Source organism: Bifidobacterium catenulatum PV20-2 (assembly GCF_000800455.1).
Lineage (GTDB): Bacteria > Actinomycetota > Actinomycetes > Actinomycetales > Bifidobacteriaceae > Bifidobacterium > Bifidobacterium kashiwanohense_A.
Genome location: NZ_CP007456.1, coordinates 489,532 through 512,179 on the forward strand (window position 1 = coordinate 489,532; position 22,648 = coordinate 512,179).

Here is a 22,648-nt window from a genome sequence, read left to right on the forward strand (position 1 = left end):
GGAAGTTTTATCTCGTTGTCGGCCCTGTGAGCGTCCAGATCCTCCCAGTGGGTGGGATGGTGAGGCGGGATGAAAAGGAAGATTCTTCGGTTATACGATGCGGCGGTCGGCGGCCCAGCGGGTGAGTTCGGTGCGGTTTGACAGCTGCAGTTTGCGTAGTACGGAGCTGACGTGCGTTTCCACGGTTTTGATGGAAATAAACAGTTCCGCAGCCACTTCCTTGTACGTGTAGCCGCGTGCGATCAAGCGCATGACTTCCTGCTCACGGTTCGACAAGCGGTCCAACTCGTCATCGTGGATCGGTCCGCTTGCAGAGCCGCTCATGCCAGCCGGTGAGCCATTTTGGAAGGCAGACAGCACGAATCCCGCCAATTTCGGCGAAAACACGGCATAGCCCTCATGTACTTGCTTGATGGAAGAAATCAAATCATCGCCGGAAATCGTTTTTGTCACGTAGCCTTGCGCTCCGGCACGAATTACCGATCCGACATCCTGCGGCGAATCAGACACCGACAGTGCCAGAAACACGGTATTAGGGGAGTATGCGCGCGATTTCACGAGAATTTCAGCTCCGCCGCCGCCCTCACCGCCGGGGACATGCACATCAAGCAACACCACATCCGGCTTCGTCTGCGCGATCATCGCCACCGATCCCTCGACATCGGCCGCTTGCCCGACGATATCGAAATGCGGCTGCAGCGTTGCGATAACGCCCGCGCGGAACATTTCATGATCGTCAACGATGGCGATGCGGATCTGCTGTTCCTGCTCGTTCATTGCTGCTCCTCCGTTGGCATATTTGTACTTACGGTTGCATTCGCGTCTGTAGTTGCATTCGCAGGAGTTGCTGCGATTGGCATATGCATGCGCACCTCCGTGCCCCATTGCGGTCTCGATACTATCTCCACTGTACCGCCACGTCGCTTGATTCGTCCGATAATCGATTCACGAATGCCAAGGCGATTCGCAGGGATGGCATTCACGTCAAATCCGTTGCCATGGTCGCGCACGAATACTTCCACCAGTTTGCTGCTTGCCTCGCAGTAGACGGAAATCGGCTCTCCTCCATGCGCTACCGCATTGATAAGAGCCTGTTGCGTGGCGTCAAGCAGCGCATCGGTTTGCGCGCTTGGACGTGCGTCGCCCACCGTCACCACTTCGATCGGCTTGCCATGCGTGTCTTCCACATGTGCTGCGATCTCTTTCAAACCGGCGTTCACGGAACGGTCAGACGTGGTGCGTTCCTGATACAGCCATTCACGCAATTCGCGTTCCTGCGAGCGCGCCAGCGAAAACACCGTCTGCTGATCATCGGCATGCAACTGAATCAGCGCCAACGTTTGCAATACGCCATCATGCAGATGTGCGGTCATGTCGGCACGTTCCTCTTCGCGTTCCTTCAACGCGCGTTCCGTACCCAAATCGCGAATCAGTGCCATGATCCATGGCACAATCGCAAGCAATGCGCCAATCAGCAGTGTCAAACCGGCGCACAGTATGCGAATCATGGAAAACGCGTCAAAATGCATGCAGGAACTGACATACAAAGCGTATGCGGCGAAAATAATCGCAATGCCGCCAAGCATCGTCCATAATTGGCCTTCTTCGGCGTTGAAACGCAACCAAGAGACGCCGATACCGACCAGACCAAGCAGCAGGGGCACAATCAGAGTGCGTTCAACACCGCCTGCGAACATGACGAAACAGATGGAAAGCAGTATCAGACCGGCTAATGCAAGCAAAGCGGGTTTCGGTGCTTTCTTCAGTGTCTGTGCAAGGTTTTCGCTGGAAGATTGCGTATCGCCATACGTTCCGTCGTTGCGTGCAGTCGTATCTTCAAAAGATGGTGGTTGCGGGTGCGGACCATCTTGCGGAGCTGTAAAAGATTGATATTCCGGGGAAACGGGATATGTTCCGTACGGCATGTTGCCTCTGGAAAGCGGTGCCTGCCATGGCGAACGCTTGCCGGCAATAATGTACGCCTGCTGCACCGGATCGCCCACGGGCAGTGCCATCCACAGGAAAACATAGGCGATCAGTCCCGCACCGAACAGACATGTGGTGGCGAGAAAAAACAGGCGCACCCATAGCACGGCAATGCCCAAATGCATGCTGATCGCCTTGCATACGCCGGCTCCCATGCGTCCGTATGGAGGGCGCATCAACGGCAGTTTGGCCGGCTGCGTCGGCAGCGGACGTCCCTCATGCAGGGCTTGATCGCAGCAGTAGCGCATATACACGGCGCTCGCCTGGTCGTATTGGCTTTGCGTGTACCACGGTTTTCCTAAGGATTTCATACTTCTATTGTGCCCTGTGAGGGATGCCGTTTCAGGGCATTCATATAGTGTTCAGGGCAGATTCAGGGTGTTCCCCGATACGTGTGGCACGCGCGAGTTGCTGTAATGGAACCATGAGCAATGCAAATAATGATCCGCTGGGTGATCGCGGCAACGCAGGGCCGCAACCCGCTGCTGGACAATCGTATCATCGGCAGCCTGCGTACGGTTCGCCGCAACCTTCTCGCGGTGGCCGTTTCTTCGCGTGGATTCGTTCCAGCCAGGTCAAGCGTGGGCATGATCGTTGGATTGGCGGCGTGTGCGATGGCATAGCACGTCGTCTTGGTTGGAATACCACGTTGGTTCGTGCGCTTATGGTGGTTGCCACGCTGTTTTTCGGCGCGGGTGCCGCGTTCTATGGCCTGGCGTGGTTTGTGCTGCCGGATGAGCGCGACAATCAGATTCTTGCTGAGGATTTGATTAACGGCAAGTGGGATTGGAATTGCATTGGCGCGCTGTTGTGCTGCCTTGTTGCCATCTGTTTGCCGGGTGCAGGATGGTTTGCTTTCGCGTTGGCCGCGTTGGTGCTGTGGCTTCTGCTCAATAGGCAGATTTATGCGCCGAATGTTCGTCCAGCTCAGTGGCAGCAGCCCCCGTATGGTCAGGCTCCGTACGGTCAACCGCAATATGGTCAGCCTCAATATGGAAGTCCTTCGTATGGACGGCCGGTGCCTCCTGCATCGCCGTCTCCGGCGCAATCGAATCCTTATACTCAGCCGATGCAGGCGAGCGGCGCATATAACGGGGCGGCCAACACGGCTTCGTCACCGGAATCGCAATCGCCTCAGCCTCAGCGCCCTCAGCCTCAGTATCATGCCTACCAACAGCAGGCCAATGGTCCGGCCGCTTTTGCCACGGCCAATGTTCCTCCAACATTCACCGCTCCGGCAGCCCCGGTGGCGCAGACGCCTACGCAGCCAAGAAGGGGGCGCCGTAAGCCGGCCGGTCCACTGCTGGTATTGATGATGTTCGGTCTCACGATGATCGCATGCGCGCTATGCGTATGGTGCATTATGACGTACGGCGTTCAAGGCGGGCAGCGGGGCACCGAATACACGTTGCAGGCATGCGCGGCATTCGTCGGTGGCATCTGTCTGGTGACGGGAATCGTTATTGTCGCGCTCGGATTCGCGGGCAGAAGAACGGGAGGATTGCATCCTCTGACATGGATATCCGTATTCATGTCGTTGGTCATGGTGATGGCTTTGGCGAGTTATTCGCTGTTCAGCTATCGGATTGACACGAGCATTCCCTCATCCTACAAGAGGGTCAATGTGTCGGGAATAACCACCATGGGCTCTACCGCCAGTGAAATGAGCAAATACGAGCAGGGCATCGTCGCGCAAGGCAATGATTACGCCACCGACGTGCTGCATATCGACTTAAGCGATTACGCGAAAAACAACGGTCCGCACAAAGTGGATCTTCAGGATGGCACACAGGGCACAACTTCCTGCCCTACAGGAACGTTGAATGTGGTGGCCTCAAGCGCACAGGTCGTGGTGACCTTGCCGAACGGCTGCTGGTGGGCGTTCGGGTCTAACGGTAATTTCTATAACATCACCGATTTCGTCGGCAGTTCGGACGGGCTCACGTTGGATTCCGGCAATATCTATGTCTCGCTTATGGGCAACGATTCCACGAAATCGGTAGTGAAAAAGCGTGCGCTGGGAACTTACGATACTTACGATCGGAGTTGCGGCTCATACGGAGATGAATCCGGCATCGAGGATTTCGATGATGAGACCGATACGGAAGATGGCACGGATACCGGCGCCGATTCCACTAGGACCGATTCCCCATTCAAAGACGGGGATGTGGACAAGGCCTACCGCGAAATCTACGACAATCATCAATATTGGCCGTGCTTCACCGGTGATGACAAGGCTCCGGTCAGACCAGCCGGACTGCGGATCAATACTATGGCAACGATCGGCGGCAGCGTCGCGGTGCAGTATGCGTCCGACAACACATTGGGCAAAGCGGGAAAGGAGTGACCATGAGCGACGACAAAACCCAGGAAATGCCGGTTATGACGGATGCTGGAGATATGCCTACCGAAACGTTGCATACCGTGGATGCGCAGTCCGCGTATGACCAGTCGCAGCACAGTGGGCGTGCGGCGCAGGATGATAAGCCGCACGTGGAATCCGTTCCAGCGCAAAGCGTTCCGACCTATACCGCTTCGGCAGCCGGTGCGAATGACGGGCGCAAGAATCGGCAGATTGGAGACGACATCATCAGACCTTCCGGAAGAAGCGGTTCGACCATCGCGCTCGGCGTGTTCACGTGCTTCATGGGGGTGGTGACGCTGCTTTGCGGCATGCATGTGCCAATGAATCTCTGGTGGTGGGCCAGTGATCCGAAACAGTCCTTCGTATTCCTGCTTGGGGGCATCGGCGTGCTGCTTATCGCCGTCGCCGTGATTTGGGCGATAGTCAGTGCGGTGCATTCGAACCGATCCAAGAATGGAAACGATGTGGATGGCGACGATCCATTCGACGCTCCCCATAGCTCGGATACCACGGCCTTTTCGACTGATTCGGATAAGTCACCGGTTTCGGAACGATCGTGAGAATCAGCTGAATAACCCCTGATATCAGCCGCACCAACGAAATCGAGGCTGACGTCGCAAACAAATACGTGGCCACCATGGCATGACCAAATCCAACACTTGCTTTTCCATCTTGACGTTGGATTTTGGTCGTACCATGGTGGTCATTTTTATTGTGATTTACGGGGCTTACCGCAGTTTTCAGTAATTTTCACGGTGTTTTTCACTGTGTTTTACTGTGCGGCCTCAGCCTGTGCCAAATCCTCAAATCCAGCCAAACGAATCGTATTGCGAATCGTCTCTTCGGTGAGATTACGCTGTTCGTGCCGCAAACGCTCCACAAAATCGCGGTACAACGCCACAGTACGGTCGGAATAGGTGCCCAATTCGCCGCGCAGATACGTTTCGAACGACGTGGTCTCTGGCGTATCTTCGACAGTGGTCAGCACGCGCATCGCCTCGCCAAGATGAGGAAAACGCTCACGAAAATCACGCGCCCACGACACCTGAACTGTTATGATGCCTTCCTGCAAGGCGTTGCGATCCGCGGAAATCCGGGGAATATACGGCGCAATGTTTGCACAATACTCCTGTGGATATGTGGATTGCATCATGCGACCATACTTTTCCGTCACCAAATTACGTCCAACACGGTCGGCTTCCTGCAAGTCCGACCGGTAACTGCGCAGCAATTCTTCCGGCCACGTCATGAACTGACTGGCACGCATCTGATGGAACATCGGCCAATTGCCTTGGCAGGACGCGCGGCCGCCCTCATTATTGGTTTGCTGAAACTGATTCCACTCCAGTTTGATAATGGATTCAACAAGATTTGCTGTATCGTGACCGTCTATTACATCTGAACTTACGCTGCTATTCATATGATTTCGATTCTTGATTTCGTCTGATTATTGCTCTGATTTGCAATGCTTGCGATGGAATTTTTGATTGCAGGCACGTCACAAGCTGTGCAGACAACTTGCATCGGACTTGATATGGTCCTCAATATACGGACGTTGCCATTCCACAAACGTTTCGTGGGATTCGGTCAATCCCTCCCGCAGCAATTCATCCACAACATCACTGCAGATGCGCTCAACAGTGGCGATAATGTGCTCTGCCGCAGGCTTCGCACCCTTGCCGCCCTCACCGAAACCGGCACCACCGAAACATGCGGCGGAACTCAATCGCAATATGTCTTCCAACTGTTCGCACACGCCGGCAAGCCTTGTTGCCATACGGCGGCTCAGCTTGCGCATGGCAACAAACTGCCATTTGTAATACGGCAGATATCCAACGCTCACCGGCTCATTGATCAGAAACACCAACGAAGCCGTGGCGTTCACGAACTCATGAATGCTCAACATCGCAGCAGCACCATCGCCACGTTGCAGCATGCGCGGCAGATTGTATTGCCCCGCCTGAGCCATCATGCCCAAACAGCGAGAAATCAAGGAAAGTCGAACATCTTCCGGCATGAACTTGAACCCCTGCCGAGTCTTGGAAAACACCCCTAACGGATCAGCGAACACCTGGCCGTTTGTGGCAGTGGCAAGTGTGGCTTCGTCCAAACTCAGCCAAGACGCATAGTCGTTCTGCGCCGGAGCCTCACGAAACAGTGTGATCCGTTCGAAGAAATCACCGATACGAAACACGCCATCACGGCGAAACTCGCCTTGCGCACGCGGCGTAAGTGGCGATTGAGATGCGGCAAGAGCGTCGGAATTAGCCGAACCATGCCCGGCAAAATGCGGCTTGCCCTGCTCCTCAACAGTGAAATCGCGACTCAACGCATCGTAATTAGCCTGCAATTGCTCGCCAATCGCATCATAATCCTCATCGGTAAGCCACAGGCAGAAACGCGGCGCGAAATCATGATCGCGCGACAACTCATCGTCGAAACCGAAACATTCCGAACCATAACCGACCAAACCTGCGGCAATCCGCCCCTGATATGCCGAATATGCGCCGGCAACCAACGGTTTGCCGAGATCATTCCAGAATGCGCGAGACAAAGCAAGTCCCGAAATATGGTGAGAAATCGCAGGAATCGAAGATGTGCCGGATTCTGCCATACAGTGCGGTTCGCTCGATTGCTGAGATTCGCTTGATTTCGGTGAATGCTGAGATTCCAAGGATCCTTGCGATTCTTGATATTCTTGCGATTCCCGCGTTTTATGAGATGATGGCATGTGCTTATGCAACGCCTGTTTTGCCGCTTCAAGATTGGCTGCAGTCGTGTGATAGTAGTCGGTGTTGCGTCCGTAGCATTCCTCAATCACGCTCAACGCATGCTCATAGCCGGAAACCGCATCCTGCAGGCAGCCGGCCATATAGCAGGCCTGCGCATAGCCGGCCAGCGCCGAAGCATAATGCGCACTATGTTCCAAATGCCCGGTACGGTAGATTGTCAACGCTTTCTGGGCGTGCTGCATGGCATCGCTCGCCCAATACCGGTCCATCTGTAGGAGCAGCAACGCAAGATTGGTGTGCGTGGAGGCAATGTCGATATCAGCGCTCGCATCGGGGGAAGATTGCTCCAACAGATTCAGCGCCTGTTCCAGCTCGCGCTTCGCCTGATTGAGACGACCGGTTTCGCTGTATAACATGGACATATTGTTGTGCAGCGCGGCCAGGCGTCGGTCGGTGGGGGAGAAGACGGATGCGGCCGCGTCAAGCGCCTGACGGTACAGCTGTTCGGCCTCCTCGTACTGGCCTGCGGCTCGCATGCCCGTGGCCGCGTTGATCAGCGTCGTAGCCCACGCCTGCGGGTCGATTCCCTGAAGATGCAAATGATCCGCAACGCTTAACGATTCGCGGATAATCGGCAGATTGTCGGTATGGCGACCTTGCGAACGGTAAAACCCCATCGTTTCGTTCAACACCGTCAGCAAACCGGCGTCATTATGGCTGTGTTCGGCTTCGGTTCGTGCCTTCTGCAGGTACGGTTCAGCCTGTTCAGGAGCCTTATGCGCATCGAAAATCGCATCAAGACCACGCAGAAATCGTTGTACATCAAATGTTGCGCATTCGTCATCGCAATTATTCATATTCAGATTGACATCACTGTCTGCCATCGCAATCCCTTCATCGGTGACTTCCATCATCTCCCGAACCGCAGACGGCATCGCAGACGGCGAAACAACGAAAGATGGGGAACATGCGATACGTCGTAAAAAGAACAACGGGATATCTCATCATATTTTTTGATGAGATATCCCGTTAAATAACAGAAATAATCGAAATAACTGACTGTCGAATGTCAGACATGCACTTCGCGCATACGCTCCGTAGCACCCGTATGCGTTTCGTAACGACGCGAATAGGTGACCAGCATAATCACCGCAATCAAGGCGATCGGGGCACCGGCCAAACCGGTGTAATGGTAGTTCATGGCGGTTGCCGTCAATGCGGCGCCACCAACGATCGAACCGATCGCATTGCCAAAATTGAACGCGATCTGCACGGCCGCGCCCGCAATCAGCTCGCCGCCGCCCTCACCGGCCTGCACCATCAGCAGCTGCTGCGGAGACGAGTTGAAGAACAGTGCGAAACCAAGCATGAACGTCAACACCGCAGTCGTAACGAGATTGCCGGGAACGAAAAACACAAGCAGCAAACCAACCGTGGCGATGGCCTGCGAAAGACCGGCAGTGGCACCCGGCTTCCACAAATCAGTCAAACGGCCGCCAGCAATACCGCCAAGCACCATGCCGAAACCAGCAAGCACCATTAACAGGGGAACCATCGAGGAATTCCATCCACCGACTTTCTGCAGCCACGGCGAAATGTAGCTCCACCAGCAGAAAATACCGGAATTACCGCAGAACACCGCCAACAGAATAAACCACGGACCGGCGTGGGTGAGGAAACGGAACTGCCCTTTAATGCCAGCGTCCTTGATCGGCGCGACGAACGGCACCCACGCAATCACCAACACCATCGTCATCAACGCCCAAGCGGCAAGAATCGCAAACGCCAAACGCCACGACAGCATTTCCGAAAGCAATGTGCCCGCAGGCACACCCAACATATTGGCAACCGTCTGACCCGTCACCATCATCGACACGGACTGCGCTTCCTTGCCCTTATCGGCCAAAGTCTTGGCAATCAGTGTGGCCGTACCGAAAAACGCGCCATGCGGCAAGCCCGAAATGAAACGAGCACCCAACAACATGGGGGAATTGAACGAAACCGCGCTCAACGTATTGCCGACCAGCGCGATGATCATGAACAGAATAATGAGATTCTTCGGCGGTATCTTACGGCCGAACACCAGAATCAGCGTGCCCACGCACACGCCGATCGCATATGCGGAAATATAATGGCCTGCCGCAGGAATGCTGACCTGCATGGCGGCGGCTGTTTGGGGCAGAATGCCCATCATCACGAATTCTGCGGCACCAAGAATAAAGGCGCCGGAAGCCAAAGCCAGAATGCTTCTTTTCACAGTCTCTCCTCCATGAATGTGAAGCGTGTTGGTGTGCGCGCTTGTTTACGCGCTTGTGTATTACGTGTTTTTTGATTTTTCAGGTGGTTGCGTCTCGCATATGCTGTTTTGCACCGCTGATGCGCTGGAAATAAAAAAGGCGGAACCGAAGTTCCGCCTTAAGTTGTCGGGCTGGCGGGATTTGAACCCGCGGCCTCTTCGTCCCGAACGAAGCGCGCTACCAAGCTGCGCTACAGCCCGTTTTGCAACAGTTGGAAATATTACACGATTGCTTAGGTAATGCAAATACGGCGTGTCGCATGTGGTGTAGTGGCTTCTCGGTACACTGTGGGCTTATGAGTGAGACCATCGAATCGCAAGAAAATCAGAATGAAGAGGCTGCCGTTCCCGCTATGACCACAGTGGAACGTGCCGAAATGCTGCTGCAGCAGGATGCGGCTATCTACGCCAAGATCAATGACGGCGCTACCCTGGATGAGGCCGTTGATCCAGGCAATAAGGAATTCGGATCGCTGGCGCATCCGGAACAGGTGCAGATGCGCGTGGCCAAGCGTGCCATGATGCTTAAGGACGGCATTCAGCCGTACCCGGTGACCCTCGACGTCACCGCCACCATCGAAGAGGTCCGCGCCAAATATGACGGCAAGCTCGAAGCCGGAGACGAAACCGAAGACGTGGTCGGCATCGCCGGTCGCGTACTCTTCCTGCGCAACGCCGGTGGCTTGTGCTTCGTGCAGCTTTCCGCTGGCGATGGCACCAAGATCCAGGGCATGATTTCCAAGAAGGAGATTGGCGCTGATTCCCTCAAGCAGTTCAAGCAGCTGGTTGATTTGGGCGATCACCTGTTCATCAAGGGTCGTGTGATTGCCTCCAAGACCGGCGAACTGTCCGTGTTCGCCACCGAATGGGCCATTGCCGCCAAGGCGCTGCAGCCGCTGCCGGCCCTGCACAAGGACCTGAACGAAGATACTCGCACCCGCAAGCCGTACATTGGCATGATCGCCGACGAGAAGATGCGCAATATGGTGCGCAACCGTTCCAAGGCCGTCGCCTCCCTGCGCAAGACCTTCGCCGATCATGACTTCCTCGAGGTTGAAACCCCGATGTTGCAGACCGTGCACGGCGGTGCCGCCGCACGTCCGTTCACCACGCATATGAACGCCTTCGACCTTGACCTGTACCTGCGTATCGCGCCGGAACTGTTCCTCAAGCGCTGCCTGGTCGGCGGCATCGACCGCGTGTTCGAGATCAACCGTGACTTCCGTAACGAAGGCGTTGACGCCACCCACGCTCCGGAATTTACCATGGTCGAGGCCTATCAGGCTTACGGCAACTACGACACTATCGGTGCGCTCGTCAAGCAGCTCGTGCAAGACACTGCCATGGACGTGTTCGGCACCCACAAGGTGACGTTGCTTGACGGTTCCGAATACGATTTTGGCGGCGAATGGAAGACCATCAGCATGTATGATTCCCTGTCCGAAGCGCTCGGCGAGGAAATCGTGCCGAATGGCGGCCCGGATAATCCGGGCACTTCAGTGGAACATCTCGGTGCCATTGCCGACAAGCTTGGCGTGGAACGCGACGATGTGGAGAACCACGGCAAGCTCGTCGAACACCTGTGGGAGCACTTCTACGAAGACAAGCTGTTCGAGCCGACCTTCGTGCGTGACTTCCCGGTCGAAACCTCCCCGCTGGTCAAGGGCCACCGTTCCAAGCCAGGCGTGGTCGAAAAGTGGGATCTGTATGTGCGCGGCTTCGAGCTGGCCACCGGCTACTCCGAATTGAACGATCCGGTTGTGCAGCGTGAACGTTTCGTGGCTCAGGCCAAGGATGCGCTCGCGGGCGATGAAGAAGCCTGTGATATTGATGAGGACTTCCTCGAGGCTCTCGGCGTGGGCATGCCTCCGGCAGGCGGCATGGGCATGGGTATCGACCGACTGCTGATTGCCCTGACCGGCGCCACCATCCGCGAAACCATCACCTTCCCACTAGTGAAGCCGCTGAATTAAGGCAAAGCCTTAATTCAATATCGGTTTCGCGCGAGGCGGAAAAGCTGACGGCCCAGTGGGCCGTCAGCCCGCCGGAGCCATCCTTATAAAATTGCCGCTGAATTAAGGCAAAGCCTTAATTCAATATCGGCTTCACGCGTAAAATCATGAAAGGCCGTCTGACTTCCAACGTCAGACGGCCTTTGCGTTTTAAAAGAAATCCCCGGGGTTCATAATATTCCGCATGAGTGACGTTCCGAGGCATTCGCCAGTATCATATCTCCTATTTCTGGGAATGAATGAAGGCATGCAATGAGCATGATTCTAGAATGACGTTCATGGGAATAACGATTTGGATTCGTGGGGCGCGGCTGAAAACGTTGCCGTTGGCGATTGCGCCGGTGTTGATTGGTGCGTCGTTGGCTTGGCGCGATGCGGGTGAGCGTCGTGTTGTGGTGGCGGTGTTGTGCGGTTTCGTGGCATTGCTGTTGCAGATTGCGGCTAATTTCGCCAATGATTATTCCGATGGCATTCGCGGTACGGATGCGGGGCGCTCGGTTCCGGTGAAAGATGCAGACGATTCCGCGGTCTCCGGCAAAGCAACGCCGTCACGCGGTCCTGCCCGTCTCGTGGCTTCCGGTGTGAATCCCAGGAAAGTACTGGCTGCGGCGGGAATCAGCGCTCTGCTTGCTTGCCTGTGCGGACTGGCGATCATTGCGCTGACTGGCTACTGGTGGTTCATTCTGGTCGGCATCGCATGTCTGGCGGCCGGCTGGTTCTATGTCGGCGGCAAGCACCCATACGGCTACCACTATTTGGGTGAGGTCTTCGTATTCATTTTTTTTGGATTGGTTGCCACTTGTGGCACCATGTTCGCCTTGTCTGGCACGATTACGCCTGATGGACTGCTTGGCGGTTCAGCTGCGGGATTGGTTGCGGTTGCTGTGCTATGCGTCAACAATCTGCGCGACATCGAATCTGACGGCAATCACGGCAAACATACGTGGATGACTGCAATGGGGCTGCGAAACGGCACTATCTTCACTATTGCAATCCTGATTATTTCAGCATTGATCGCGTTGCGCCATCTGTTGCAATCGTCGATATATGCGGCAAACAGCATTCCACTAATCGCAATTATTGCAATACTGTGTGCGGCGCAAATCGCCGCATCATATGCAATCGCAAGAAAAACCTACCACAAAGCATTGCCGTTATGTTCGCTCGATTCATTGACTGTCGCAGCGATTTTCGTGCTATCGACGATGCTTGCATAGCGTTTGACTGACAGTAGATTGCAGCGGAATGAAAATTGTTGCATAAACGTAACTCGAATAATCGAGAAAACACTCGTTTTTGGGTGTGCGAGGCGGTAGACTGGCAAACATGACTTACAAACTAGTACTGCTCCGTCATGGACAGAGCGCATGGAATAAAACCAATCAGTTCACCGGCTGGGTCGACGTCCCGCTGACCGAGCAGGGTGTCGAGGAAGCCAAGAACGGCGGTCGCCTGCTCAAGGAGAAGAACGTCCTTCCGGATATCGTCTTCACCTCGATGCTGCGTCGCGCCATCAACACCGCCAACGTGGCTCTGGATGAGGCAGATCGTCTGTGGATTCCGGTCCAGCGCAGCTGGCGTCTGAACGAGCGTCACTACGGCGCTCTGCAGGGCAAGAACAAGACCGAGATCCGTCAGGAGTACGGTGACGAGAAGTTCATGCTGTGGCGCCGTTCCTACGCCACTCCGCCGCCGGAGATCGATCCGAACGACGAGTATGCGCAGAACAACGATCCGCGCTACACCGGCGATCCGGTTCCAGAAGCCGAATGCCTTGCCGACGTGGTCAAGCGCGTTGAGCCGTACTTCAAGTCCGACATCGAGCCGGAACTGAAGGCTGGCAAGACCGTTCTGATCGCCGCTCACGGCAACTCCCTGCGCGCCATCGTGAAGATGCTCGACAACCTCTCCGAAGAGGAGATCGCCAAGGTCAACATCCCGACCGCAATGCCGCTGCTGTACGAGCTGGACGAGAACTTCAAGCCGATCAAGCCGCGTGGCGAGTACCTGGATCCGGAGGCCGCCGCCGCCGGTGCCGCCGCTGTCGCCGCCCAGGGCCAGAAGTGAGTTTGTTGCGATTGATACGCAGGTAATCGCGTTCAATCGCACGGAACGTATATGAAAAGGTGGAAATCCACAGTACGTGGGTTTCCACCTTTTTGCGTCCGGTGCCTTTGTCGGGTTTTTGCGTCCGTCTGCCGGATGAAATACGGAACATGGGATGTGCGGCAGACGGACGTCAATCGCAATCGGCTCAGATCACGCCGTATTCCTTAAGTAACATCGGAATATCGGTGGAATCGAGCTTCTTCAGAATCTGCTTCAACACGGTCTTTTCAATGGGGTTGAGCTTCATGTCGGTAATCGGCTTGCCGTCACGCAGCATCACCGTGGCGTTGAGCAGGTTGCGTACGTCGTAGACCGAACCCCACACCTCCGGCACGCCACGGTCCACATCGCACAAGGTGTACACAGCTTCCATGCCGGTGCGCATCGAATATTCAGTGGTGAAGATCGTGTCGCGCGGGGTTTCGGCAAACTGGCCGAGGAATGCGAAATTCACGGCACCATCAGGCACCACATCAGGGCGGTCGCCGGCGGAACGAGGCATGAAGAACGCGTCGATGTATGGCATCATCACCGGAACCGTGTTCGCGTGGTTTTTGGCCAGATCCGTGATCTTTTCGACCGGTACGCCCATATGGTAGAGCCATTCCTCGCAGATCTCCTCGCCGGTGCATTCCTGCATCGGCTTCTTCACATAGTTGCCGGGCTTGTCGGGGAACAGACCGTACACCCACACGCACAGCTGGTCTTTCGGCTGGTCGCGGAACTGCTGCTGGCGGTTCAAAGTCCAGCTCATCAGCCAGTTGGAATCCTCCACGGTGACGATGCCGCCTGTCACCACGCGGCCGGAGAACGGGTCGCGCTTGCAGATTTTCTGAATATACGGCGGAATTTCCATGTCAAGCGTGGTCACGGTGGCACTCATCCACTTCGAATGCTCCGGATCGCCGCAGAATACGTCCGGGTGGCCGAAGCTCGGGTCTTGCTTGGCGATGCGACGCCACATATCCCAACCGCCGCCGGGCTTGATTTCCGGAGTCCACGCGGCCGTCTCGGTCTGCGAGCCCATCGACGAGTTCTCCACGCAGCCGCCGTTGGTGATGAACACCAGATCGTTTTCGCCCAAGTCGATGCTTCGCTCGGTGCCGTCCGCTTCGGTCAAATCGATGCGTGTGGCCATTTTCTTGGTTGGTGAGCTATACGGATTGCGTACGAACACACCGGATTCAGCCTGCTTCTTCAAAATCGTGTCTTGACCGGTGCCTGTATGCTGCCGAACTGGACCCATGCCTCCGCCGATCTTGAAATCGACATTCTCCACCTTCACGTTGTAGTGGAACTGCACGCCGAATCCTTCCAAATACTTGATCATCGGCAGAATCATCGACTCATACTGGTTGTAACGGGTGAAACGCAACGCACTGAAGTCCGGCAATCCGCCAATATGATGAATATATCGACGGATATACAGCTTCATTTCCAACGCACTATGCCAATTTTCAAAAGCGAACATAGTGCGCCAGTACATCCAGAAATTCGAATTGAAAACCTCATCGTCGAAATAATCAGAAATTTTCTTGCCGTACAGTTCCTCATTCGGTGTGAAGAACAATTTCATGATCTCCATCGAGGCTTTGTCTGACAGATTGAATTTGCCGTTCGTGCCTGCGTCAACACCGCGCGCTTTTGTGGAGCGGCAGAGTGAGAAGTTGGGGTCTTCCTTGTTCAGCCAGTAATACTCGTCAAGTACGGAAACGTCTTCCTTTTCGATGGATGGAATGGAACGGAACATATCCCACATCACTTCGAAATGGTTGTCCATTTCACGGCCGCCGCGCATCACATAGCCGACACCGGGAATATTCGCGCCGTCGCAGGCGCCTCCCGGAACCGCGTCCTTTTCGAATACATGAATGTGACTACCCGGCATTTGCGCGTCTCGCACCAGGTAGCAGGCTGCGGTGAGTGCAGCCAAGCCGGTGCCGATGATGTACGCGTTCTTGTCGTTCACGCCTTCGGGCTTCTTCGGTCGGGCGAATGCTTCGTAATTGCCGTTGGAATAATACATGACTGCCTCCTTTGGATGTCACTGCACATATTGTGCCGCGACATTACATAAAAGTATATGGGCAAAAAATAGACATGTTGTTTAATTTTTCTTACGGCTTGATGGAAGCGAAATAATGCGGGAGATAGTGCTTGACGATTCGTACTGAACAATTGCAAAAAACAAAACAAGAAGGCGGCTTCCGCGGGGAACGGAAGCCGCCTTCTCAAAAGGAAGATGGAAAAGAAGATCGCAAGAAAAATCAGGCGATGTCGGTGCCTTCGTCGCGGGTCGGCTCCTTGGACGGGTCGAAACCGGAGACGATGTACACCACGCGGCGAGCCGCGGACACGGCGTGATCGCCAAGACGCTCCATGAAGCGGCCGATCAGCACCACGTCAATGAGCTGCTGGTTGGTGCCGGACCAATCCTCGGACTGAGCCAGTTCGAAGGTCTTCTTGTGCAGTTCGTCGAGCTTGTCGTCGTTGATGATGATCTGCTCGGCGGTCTTGGTGTCGCGGTCAGACAGCATGGCCACGGTCTGATCGGCGACGTCGTTCAGAAACGCCTGCATTTCGGTGAACAGCGGCTGGGCTTCGGCCGGCAGTGGGGAAGCCGGGTAGGTGCGGCGGGCGGCTTCGGCGATATGACGAGCCAGATCGCCCATACGTTCGAAAGTGGTGGCCAAACGCATGGTGGAAACAACCACGCGCAGATCGGTGGCAACCGGGTTCTGCTTAGCCAGCAGCTTCACGCACTGGTCGACAACGCTGGCTTCGAGGGCATCGATTTCGATGTCGCCATCGATAACGGCCTGGGCGGCTTCAAGATTCTGGTTCAGCAGCGCGTCGCCGGCACCGTTGATCGCCTTGCGAACGCCTTTGACCATGTGGTCGAGATCATCGGCAACAGCCTTGAGCTCTTCGTTGAAAATAACGCGCATGTGACTTGCCTTTCAATGCTTCACAATTTCAGGTCTGGTAATACCTTGCATAAGTCTATTAGAAAAACGCCATATTCATAACCAGCGTTCGTGTTGTTCCGTGAAAGTTCACCGGCGCGTTCACCTTGCGTTCATGAACGGGCTGTGGTGTCGTGGAGCATGAGAGCCGTAGGATATGCGAGAATGAAATCATGGTTGAATCTTTGAGCTCGTGGTGGCGTTCATTGACGCACCGCAATGACGATGATGAGCATGATGCCGATGATGACACATTGGATGATGCCACCAATGCGTTGCTTTCCATGCTTCCGCTGGCTTCCATTGTGGTCGATGAGCATGATGAGGTGATTCGCGCGCATCCTTCCGCATATTCGCTTGGTGTGGTGCGAGACGACGTCATCATCGAAGACAGTGTGCTTCAGACGGTACGCGAAGTGCGTTCCTTCGGTGGCAAAAAGCAGTTCGATCTGACCACCACCACCGCGTATGTTGCGCAACATACGCCGAAAGCAGGCAGGCTTTCCACTCGCCAAGCCGCGAAACAGGCGCTGATTGGGCAACAGCCAGCCAGCAAGCCCACGGCAACCGTGTCAAGGCCAAACTGGTTGAAAGTCATCGTCGGCAAACTCAGCGACAATCTGGTAGTGGTGCTGATCAGCGACGTCAGCGAAAGCGTACGATTCTCGCAGGTACGTGACTCCTTTATCACCAATGTGTCCGAACAGCTGCTCAAGCCCACGCAATCGCTGGAACAATTGGCGGATATCGTGGAACAAGGTGGAACAAGCCAGCAGGATGTTGAGCGCAACGCCATGCAGCTGCGTCAGTCCTGCTCCCGCTTGGAGCATATGATTTCCGACCTGCTGCTGCTTATCAAGGCGCAGAAGCCGATCTTGCCGACCGCGGACAATCGCATCAATGTAATGGATTCGGTGCGGGCTGTGGTCAACTCCCATCGTGAGATGGCGGCGCAACGCAATATCACCATCGATATGAAGGGCGACGAAAGCTTGGAAATCAATGGCGAGGCCGAACAGGTTCAGGCGGCGCTTGCCAAACTGGTTGAAAACGCCATCACCTATTCAAAGGACGGTTCGACGATCAACGTTGTGGCCAAAGCCAATGAGGAGGGCACGGAGGCGGTCATCAGCGTGCTTGATCGTGGTGCTGGCATTGCCATTGGCGAGCAAAGCCGCATTTTCGAGCGATTCTATCGTGGCGATAATCAGAATGATCATTCCGGCGATGGCATTGGTTTGGGACTTGCGATTGTCAAGCATGTTGCGTTGACGCATCATGGTTCCGCTTCAGTGTGGAGCAGTCCGGGGCAGGGAAGCACGTTCGCGCTGGTATTGCCGTTGGCTGGGGAGTAATACGGAGTAATACAGGGAGACAGCATGATGCCCGTCTTGCTTTCAATAAGGCAAGACGGGCATCATGCTTTTATTTATGAAAAAATTCTCGGGGGTGTGTTGCCGGTTATTCCCCGAGACGTCGGTAGTCCCAACGGTCGAAATGCTCCCAAACCAGCATAAGTACGCCAATGACTGTGCCGGCCTCGCATACGGTCTGCGCACGCTCGGCGTTGATGCCGAATGCAAGCAATGCAATGCAGACGATCAGTGCGATGGCCCAAAGCGCGGTGCCGAACGTAAACACCTTGCGCAAATCCACTCGCACTGGTTTGGGGGAGGGCTTCCTCACGCTGGGGTCAATGATCGGAGCAATCTTCATATCGTCATACCCTACCTTGCGTCATAGATGTTCCACCACATAGTCGATGCAGCGGGTGAGCGCGTCGACGTCGCTTGGATCCACCGATGGGAACACGCCGATGCGTAGTTGGTTGCGGCCCAGCTTGCGGTATCCGTTGGTGTCTACAATGCCGTTTTCGCGCAGTGCGGCAACCACTTGGGTGGCGCTGATGCGTTCGTCAAGGTCGATGGTGACCACGGCGTTGGAACGAGCGTTCTTGTCGGCGACGAACGGGGAAGCGTAATCGGACTTTTCCGCCCACTGGTACAGCAGGGACGCCGACCTTGCGCAACGTGCCGAAGCCCAGGCGAGGCCACCGTTGTCGTTGAGCCAGCGCACCTGGTTTTCCAACATGATCAGCGTAGCCACGGCCGGAGTGTTGAGCGTCTGATCCTTGCGCGAATTCTCGATGGCCGAGGTGAGCGATAGGAACGGGGGAATCCAGCGGCGTGCGCCCGGAAGGTCCACGCTTTTGGCGATGCCGTATGCGCGTTCGACCGCGGCGGGGGAAAGCACGGCGATCCACAGGCCGCCGTCGGAGCCGAAGGCCTTCTGCGGAGAGAAATAATAGGCGTCGGTCTGGCTGATGTCGACCGGCAGCGCTCCGGCGCCGCTGGTGGCGTCGATCAGTGTGAGCGCGCCCTGTTCCTTGGTGCCTGCGATGCGTTTGACCGGTGCGGCAACGCCAGTGGAAGTCTCATTATGGGCCCAGCAGTAGGTGTCCACGTATTCCGTGAGCTCTGGCAGACGGTAGGTTCCCGGCTCTCCTGCGAAAATCTCCGGCTCCTCAAGGAACGGTGCGGATTGCGCTGACTTGGCGAACTTCGAGCTGAATGAGCCGTACGTGCCGAATGCGGCCTTGCGGGTGATCAGCGAGGCGCAGGCGATATCCCAGAACGCGCTGGCTCCGCCGTTGCCCAGCACCACTTCGTAGCCATCGGGAATCTGGAAGAATTCGGACAGTCCTTCGCGGATTGAGCCGACCACCTGCTTGATGGGAGTCTGTCGATGGGAGGTTCCCAGAAGATTACGGGCTCCCTTATCGAGCGCTTGGATTTGCTCCGGACGGATTTTGGTCGGGCCAGAGCCGAAACGTCCGTCTTCCGGAAGCACGTTGGAAGGAATGGTCACAGTGTTCGTCATGACAACCTAGGGTAGTCATGACGGTCGGATTGTGCGTGGTGATGACCGCTTTTCGGAACCATGACGTGGCGATGATGACTGCGATATCCCGGTGTCGGTGTAGCCTGAGCTTCCGTGACGGTTCTGTAACCACGCGGTCATAAGCCTGCTGTGGTTGAAGTAATCCGCAAGGAGTGTTGATATATGAGGCATGCGGCGCATAAAGCTGCCAAGGTTTCGAATGAGCGTTTCAGCGTTGCCAAGGCGCTGTTCACCTCGAGCCGCGGTTCCCACACCGCCAAGGCCGTTCGTATGGTCCAGCTGGCAAATGGTGGGGGTGCCGTTGTGGGTCTTGAGCCTGCGGTTGCCGAAAAGCTGAATGAAGTGGCTCCGATGAGCCGCCGCGCCATGCGTGAGGCCGCTCGTGTAGCCGGTCGTCGCTCCGCATTCATGGCTTCCGCATCGCTGGCTGCGTTGGTCGGCACTGCGGCCACTGCCATGGCGGTCGGTCAGCAGAATGCGTCTGAAATGTCTTTTGCCGACAATGCCACCACTACCACGCAGATGAAGCGTGTCTCCGACGATGCGGCATCCCGTTCCGAGTCCCGTAGCGGTCTAGACGCTCTGGCCTCCACCAGCAATAGCGGTGATTGGCAGCTTGGCGAAACCAGTTCCTCCATGGACACGAATCTTCTGTCAAAGTCCATTGCCGACAATCCCAATGTCGCCGTTCTCATGGATCAGGACGCCGGTCTTCTTCCTTCGGGCTTCAATCCGAACCACGGCACCGGTGATACCGGCAATGACTACCCATACGGTCAGTGCACATGGTGGGCGTATACTCGTCGTGCACAGCTTGGCCTGCCTGCCGGGAGCCATTTTGGCAATGCACGGAGTTGGGGTGATTCCGCTCGCGCTCTCGGCTATTGGGTTGATAACACGGCACGCCATGTTGGCGATATCGTGGTATTCGCTCCAGGCCAACAGGGTGCGGACAGCTATTACGGGCATGTCGCGATTGTCGAAGGAGTGAATGCCGACGGTTCGATCAAGATTTCGGAATCCAACGTCAAGGGTCTTGGCGTGATTTCCGATCGTACGTTCACTGCGCAGGAAGCTTCGCAGTTGACATATATTCATTACTGATTCCTCTGTTTTCGTTAATTTGCGCTTGCCATCCCTTTTTTGGCATAGCGTGATCACGTCGGCGTGTCGCATGATATGACACTGTTCTGATTGTCTTGCTGTTCTGTTGCAGGGGAACGTTTATGGTAGCTTCAGACACGATGAATATTGCTAAACGTTTCACGAGTATCTTCGCCGTTGTTGCTGTGTCTGCCTCGTTGGGTGCGGCAGTTCCGGCCGCAAGCGCAGACGGTGCTATGGCTGATACCACGGTAACCGCTACACGTTCTTTCCCGAAGACCACCGCGACCAAGCGTGATTTTCTCGCCGAGCACACATCCACGGATGTTGAGTCCAACGCCGATTGGGGTGGCATCGAAAGTTTGAATGTTCCCCAGACCGAGTCTCAGGCGGAAAAGGACCGAAAGGCTCAGGAGCAAGCTGAGGCTGAAGCTCAGGCTCAGGCACAGGCGGCTCAGTCTCAGGCTCAGGCGCAGACGCAGGCTGAAGCTCAGACTGCCAGCCGTTCTTCCGAACGTGCCGACATCAGTAGCGTTCCTACGGCTCCTGCGAGTGCCACTGGTCAGGCATTGGCCGACTATGCTCTGCAGTTCCAAGGCTATCCGTATGTGTCTGGAGGCAATACTCCGTCCGGCTGGGATTGCTCTGGCTTCGTACAGTGGGTGTTCGCCCAGTTCGGTGTAAGCCTGCCGCATTATTCCGGTGCCCAGATGAGCGTTGGAACGGCTGTCGGAAGCATTGCCGAAGCAGCTCCTGGGGATATCATCGTCAATACTCAGCATGCCGCGATCTATATTGGCAACGGCATGGTGATCAACGCGCTGAATCCGGCTCAGGGAACGCAGGTCACTTCGCTGGCCGTGTTCTCAGGTGGCTATGCGATTCGTCGTGTGCTCTGAGCGAACATACGGTTTGATTTTTTTAAGGCGTATCCTTTCGGGGATACGCCTTTTTGTATGGAAAAGACCGAGTCGTTGCTGACAAAACCGCATGTCGCGCGGTATGGTGGAGCCTAGAGGCAATGCATGGTGGCGTTGCCGAGGTGATTCAAGGAGGTCGTCTCATGATTAATGACAAGGCAATCCTCGTTGGTGTTGATGGATCCCACGCCAGCTACAAGGCCACGTGGTGGGCTGCGAATTATGCGAAGCATGCGGGATTGACGTTGCAAATCGTATGTGCGTACTCGTTGCCGAGCTATGCCGCTGTCTCCTTTGACGCGACGTACACCGCCATGGGAGACGACAATGCGGCCCACAACGATGCTCAGGAGATTCTGTCGAAGGCCAAGGCCATCGCCGATGAGCAGGGCGTTGAGGCGACGACCCTCATCGTCACGGGCGATCCGGCGTCCGTGTTCGTGGAACTGTCTCGCAACTATAATCTCATCGTCATCGGCAATCGTGGCAAGGGCGGCTTGGCGGAACGTCTGCTGGGTACCACCAGCTCCAGTCTGCCGGCATATGCGTACTGCCCGATCGTGGTGGTGCCGTACACCGACGATGATGGCAATCTGATGCATTTGAACAACACCATTACCAAGGTGGCCGTCGGCTCCGACGAATCCAAGTGGGGTTTGAAGGCTCTTGAGATTGCGGCTGATTTCGCCGCCGCATGGGATGCCGAGCTTGACGTTATCTCCGCGGTGCCGAATATGAAGGGTTCCGACGATGAAGGCGTGATGGCTTCGTTCAAGGATGATCTTGAAGTGCGTATCAAGCCGCTTGAGGAAGCCCATCCGGATTTGAAGATCAACAAGCAGATCGTGCCTGGCCCGGCAGTTGGCGCGCTGACCAAGGCCAGCTACGATCACGACGTCGTCGTGGTCGGTTCCCGTGGCCGCGGCGGCTTCACTGGTCTGCTGCTCGGCTCCACCAGCCAGGGCTTGCTGCAGCATGCGGTCGGCCCGGTGTATGTGGTGCCCCGCAAGTATGTCGAGGCTGCGGAAACCCGTCTTGATACGGTTCCGAGCTCGCCGGCCGAGGTCAAGCCGAAGGCACTCGACGATATCAAGGGTGTCGAAGAGGTGCCGGTCGCCAAGGCCGAGCCGGAAGTGGTCAAAGCCATCGAAACCAAGATCGACCCGGAACGTCAGTAAATTCAATAAATATATATAAAAATGGCGATTGCGGCGCTGTGAAAAGCGTCGCAATCGCCATTTATTTTTTAAAAAATCT

18 protein-coding genes and 1 tRNA gene are annotated in these 22,648 nt (G+C 55.7%); 9 read left to right on the forward strand and 10 right to left on the reverse strand.

Translation table 11 applies throughout. From position 1 onward, the window contains the following. Window positions 1-90 precede the first annotated feature (90 nt). Both AH68_RS02040 and AH68_RS02045 read right to left on the reverse strand, forming a co-directional pair. A complete protein-coding gene (locus tag AH68_RS02040) occupies window positions 91-777 on the reverse strand; it encodes a LuxR C-terminal-related transcriptional regulator (RefSeq protein ID WP_039197207.1) in 687 nt (228 codons plus the stop codon). Continuing rightward, complete coding sequence (locus AH68_RS02045; RefSeq protein ID WP_052189124.1) at window positions 774-2,297, reverse strand: ATP-binding protein; 1,524 nt, start codon at window positions 2,295-2,297, stop codon at window positions 774-776. Before AH68_RS02045 ends, AH68_RS02040 begins: the two co-directional genes overlap by 4 nt. A gap of 113 nt (window positions 2,298-2,410) precedes the next feature. Here AH68_RS02045 and AH68_RS10215 point away from each other — a divergent pair, with 113 nt between their 5' ends. Then, complete coding sequence (locus AH68_RS10215; RefSeq protein ID WP_039197208.1) at window positions 2,411-4,333, forward strand: PspC domain-containing protein; 1,923 nt, start codon at window positions 2,411-2,413, stop codon at window positions 4,331-4,333. A 2-nt stretch (window positions 4,334-4,335) separates the two neighbouring features. Beyond that, entirely contained in the window at window positions 4,336-4,911 is a 576-nt protein-coding gene (locus AH68_RS02055) for a DUF3784 domain-containing protein (protein WP_039197211.1), read from the forward strand. Between the two features lie 212 nt (window positions 4,912-5,123). On the opposite strand, the gene AH68_RS02060 is transcribed toward AH68_RS02055, so the two are convergent. From AH68_RS02060 to AH68_RS02075, 4 genes are all read right to left on the reverse strand, one after another. After that, complete coding sequence (locus AH68_RS02060; protein ID WP_039197213.1) at window positions 5,124-5,771, reverse strand: DUF4125 family protein; 648 nt, start codon at window positions 5,769-5,771, stop codon at window positions 5,124-5,126. 78 nt (window positions 5,772-5,849) lie between these two features. Then, on the reverse strand, window positions 5,850-7,967 hold the full coding sequence (locus tag AH68_RS02065; RefSeq protein WP_236682429.1) for a DUF4037 domain-containing protein: 2,118 nt from the start codon (window positions 7,965-7,967) through the stop codon (window positions 5,850-5,852). A 185-nt stretch (window positions 7,968-8,152) separates the two neighbouring features. Then, a complete protein-coding gene (locus AH68_RS02070) occupies window positions 8,153-9,340 on the reverse strand; it encodes an MFS transporter (RefSeq protein ID WP_039197217.1) in 1,188 nt (395 codons plus the stop codon). 166 nt (window positions 9,341-9,506) lie between these two features. Further along, window positions 9,507-9,580 (reverse strand) — tRNA-Pro (locus AH68_RS02075). Window positions 9,581-9,675: 95 nt separating this feature from the next. Here AH68_RS02075 and lysS point away from each other — a divergent pair. From lysS to AH68_RS02090, 3 genes are all read left to right on the forward strand, one after another. Continuing rightward, window positions 9,676-11,352 (forward strand): lysine--tRNA ligase, encoded by a 1,677-nt coding sequence (lysS, locus tag AH68_RS02080; RefSeq protein ID WP_039197219.1) that lies wholly within the window; start codon window positions 9,676-9,678, stop codon window positions 11,350-11,352. Window positions 11,353-11,669: 317 nt separating this feature from the next. Further along, on the forward strand, window positions 11,670-12,608 hold the full coding sequence (gene menA, locus AH68_RS02085; protein WP_236682430.1) for a 1,4-dihydroxy-2-naphthoate octaprenyltransferase: 939 nt from the start codon (window positions 11,670-11,672) through the stop codon (window positions 12,606-12,608). Between the two features lie 109 nt (window positions 12,609-12,717). Beyond that, the gene (locus AH68_RS02090; protein WP_003835576.1) at window positions 12,718-13,458 is read left to right on the forward strand and encodes a phosphoglyceromutase; all 741 of its coding nucleotides are present in this window, start codon (window positions 12,718-12,720) and stop codon (window positions 13,456-13,458) included. Window positions 13,459-13,645: 187 nt separating this feature from the next. Here the strand turns inward: AH68_RS02090 and AH68_RS02095 are convergent, their stop codons facing one another. Together AH68_RS02095 and phoU are read right to left on the reverse strand one after the other, a co-directional pair. After that, entirely contained in the window at window positions 13,646-15,526 is a 1,881-nt protein-coding gene (locus AH68_RS02095; RefSeq protein ID WP_039197225.1) for an oleate hydratase, read from the reverse strand. Between the two features lie 241 nt (window positions 15,527-15,767). After that, window positions 15,768-16,448 (reverse strand): phosphate signaling complex protein PhoU, encoded by a 681-nt coding sequence (phoU, locus tag AH68_RS02100; RefSeq protein WP_039197228.1) that lies wholly within the window; start codon window positions 16,446-16,448, stop codon window positions 15,768-15,770. Window positions 16,449-16,639: 191 nt separating this feature from the next. Here phoU and AH68_RS02105 point away from each other — a divergent pair, with 191 nt between their 5' ends. Further along, the gene (locus AH68_RS02105; protein WP_052189125.1) at window positions 16,640-17,821 is read left to right on the forward strand and encodes a sensor histidine kinase; all 1,182 of its coding nucleotides are present in this window, start codon (window positions 16,640-16,642) and stop codon (window positions 17,819-17,821) included. A 106-nt stretch (window positions 17,822-17,927) separates the two neighbouring features. Here the strand turns inward: AH68_RS02105 and AH68_RS02110 are convergent, their stop codons facing one another. Then, window positions 17,928-18,182, reverse strand: coding sequence for a DUF2530 domain-containing protein (locus tag AH68_RS02110; RefSeq protein WP_039197232.1), 255 nt, complete (start codon window positions 18,180-18,182; stop codon window positions 17,928-17,930). Between the two features lie 21 nt (window positions 18,183-18,203). After that, window positions 18,204-19,346, reverse strand: a complete 1,143-nt coding sequence (gene serC / locus AH68_RS02115; RefSeq protein WP_039197234.1) for a phosphoserine transaminase — start codon at window positions 19,344-19,346, stop codon at window positions 18,204-18,206. A 183-nt stretch (window positions 19,347-19,529) separates the two neighbouring features. Between serC and AH68_RS02120 the strand changes: the two genes are divergently transcribed. The 3 genes from AH68_RS02120 to AH68_RS02130 all read left to right on the forward strand — a co-directional run bounded on the left by AH68_RS02120 (window position 19,530) and on the right by AH68_RS02130 (window position 22,569). After that, window positions 19,530-20,471 (forward strand): CHAP domain-containing protein, encoded by a 942-nt coding sequence (locus AH68_RS02120; protein WP_039197236.1) that lies wholly within the window; start codon window positions 19,530-19,532, stop codon window positions 20,469-20,471. 122 nt (window positions 20,472-20,593) lie between these two features. Beyond that, window positions 20,594-21,370, forward strand: a complete 777-nt coding sequence (locus AH68_RS02125) for a C40 family peptidase (protein ID WP_081995850.1) — start codon at window positions 20,594-20,596, stop codon at window positions 21,368-21,370. A 164-nt stretch (window positions 21,371-21,534) separates the two neighbouring features. Beyond that, complete coding sequence (locus AH68_RS02130; protein WP_039199690.1) at window positions 21,535-22,569, forward strand: universal stress protein; 1,035 nt, start codon at window positions 21,535-21,537, stop codon at window positions 22,567-22,569. Window positions 22,570-22,648 lie beyond the last annotated feature (79 nt).

Bases quoted from the DNA above. Each gene is read 5' to 3' on its own strand.
- AH68_RS02040 (WP_039197207.1), bottom strand. From the start codon at position 777: ATGAACGAGCAGGAACAGCAGATCCGCATCGCCATCGTTGACGATCAT.
- AH68_RS02045 (WP_052189124.1), bottom strand. From the start codon at position 2,297: ATGAAATCCTTAGGAAAACCGTGGTACACGCAAAGCCAATACGACCAG.
- AH68_RS10215 (WP_039197208.1), top strand. From the start codon at position 2,411: ATGAGCAATGCAAATAATGATCCGCTGGGTGATCGCGGCAACGCAGGG.
- AH68_RS02055 (WP_039197211.1), top strand. From the start codon at position 4,336: ATGAGCGACGACAAAACCCAGGAAATGCCGGTTATGACGGATGCTGGA.
- AH68_RS02060 (WP_039197213.1), bottom strand. From the start codon at position 5,771: ATGAATAGCAGCGTAAGTTCAGATGTAATAGACGGTCACGATACAGCA.
- AH68_RS02065 (WP_236682429.1), bottom strand. From the start codon at position 7,967: ATGGCAGACAGTGATGTCAATCTGAATATGAATAATTGCGATGACGAA.
- lysS (WP_039197219.1), top strand. From the start codon at position 9,676: ATGAGTGAGACCATCGAATCGCAAGAAAATCAGAATGAAGAGGCTGCC.
- menA (WP_236682430.1), top strand. From the start codon at position 11,670: ATGGGAATAACGATTTGGATTCGTGGGGCGCGGCTGAAAACGTTGCCG.
- AH68_RS02090 (WP_003835576.1), top strand. From the start codon at position 12,718: ATGACTTACAAACTAGTACTGCTCCGTCATGGACAGAGCGCATGGAAT.
- AH68_RS02095 (WP_039197225.1), bottom strand. From the start codon at position 15,526: ATGTATTATTCCAACGGCAATTACGAAGCATTCGCCCGACCGAAGAAG.
- phoU (WP_039197228.1), bottom strand. From the start codon at position 16,448: ATGCGCGTTATTTTCAACGAAGAGCTCAAGGCTGTTGCCGATGATCTC.
- AH68_RS02105 (WP_052189125.1), top strand. From the start codon at position 16,640: ATGGTTGAATCTTTGAGCTCGTGGTGGCGTTCATTGACGCACCGCAAT.
- AH68_RS02110 (WP_039197232.1), bottom strand. From the start codon at position 18,182: ATGAAGATTGCTCCGATCATTGACCCCAGCGTGAGGAAGCCCTCCCCC.
- serC (WP_039197234.1), bottom strand. From the start codon at position 19,346: ATGACGAACACTGTGACCATTCCTTCCAACGTGCTTCCGGAAGACGGA.
- AH68_RS02120 (WP_039197236.1), top strand. From the start codon at position 19,530: ATGAGGCATGCGGCGCATAAAGCTGCCAAGGTTTCGAATGAGCGTTTC.
- AH68_RS02125 (WP_081995850.1), top strand. From the start codon at position 20,594: ATGGTAGCTTCAGACACGATGAATATTGCTAAACGTTTCACGAGTATC.
- AH68_RS02130 (WP_039199690.1), top strand. From the start codon at position 21,535: ATGATTAATGACAAGGCAATCCTCGTTGGTGTTGATGGATCCCACGCC.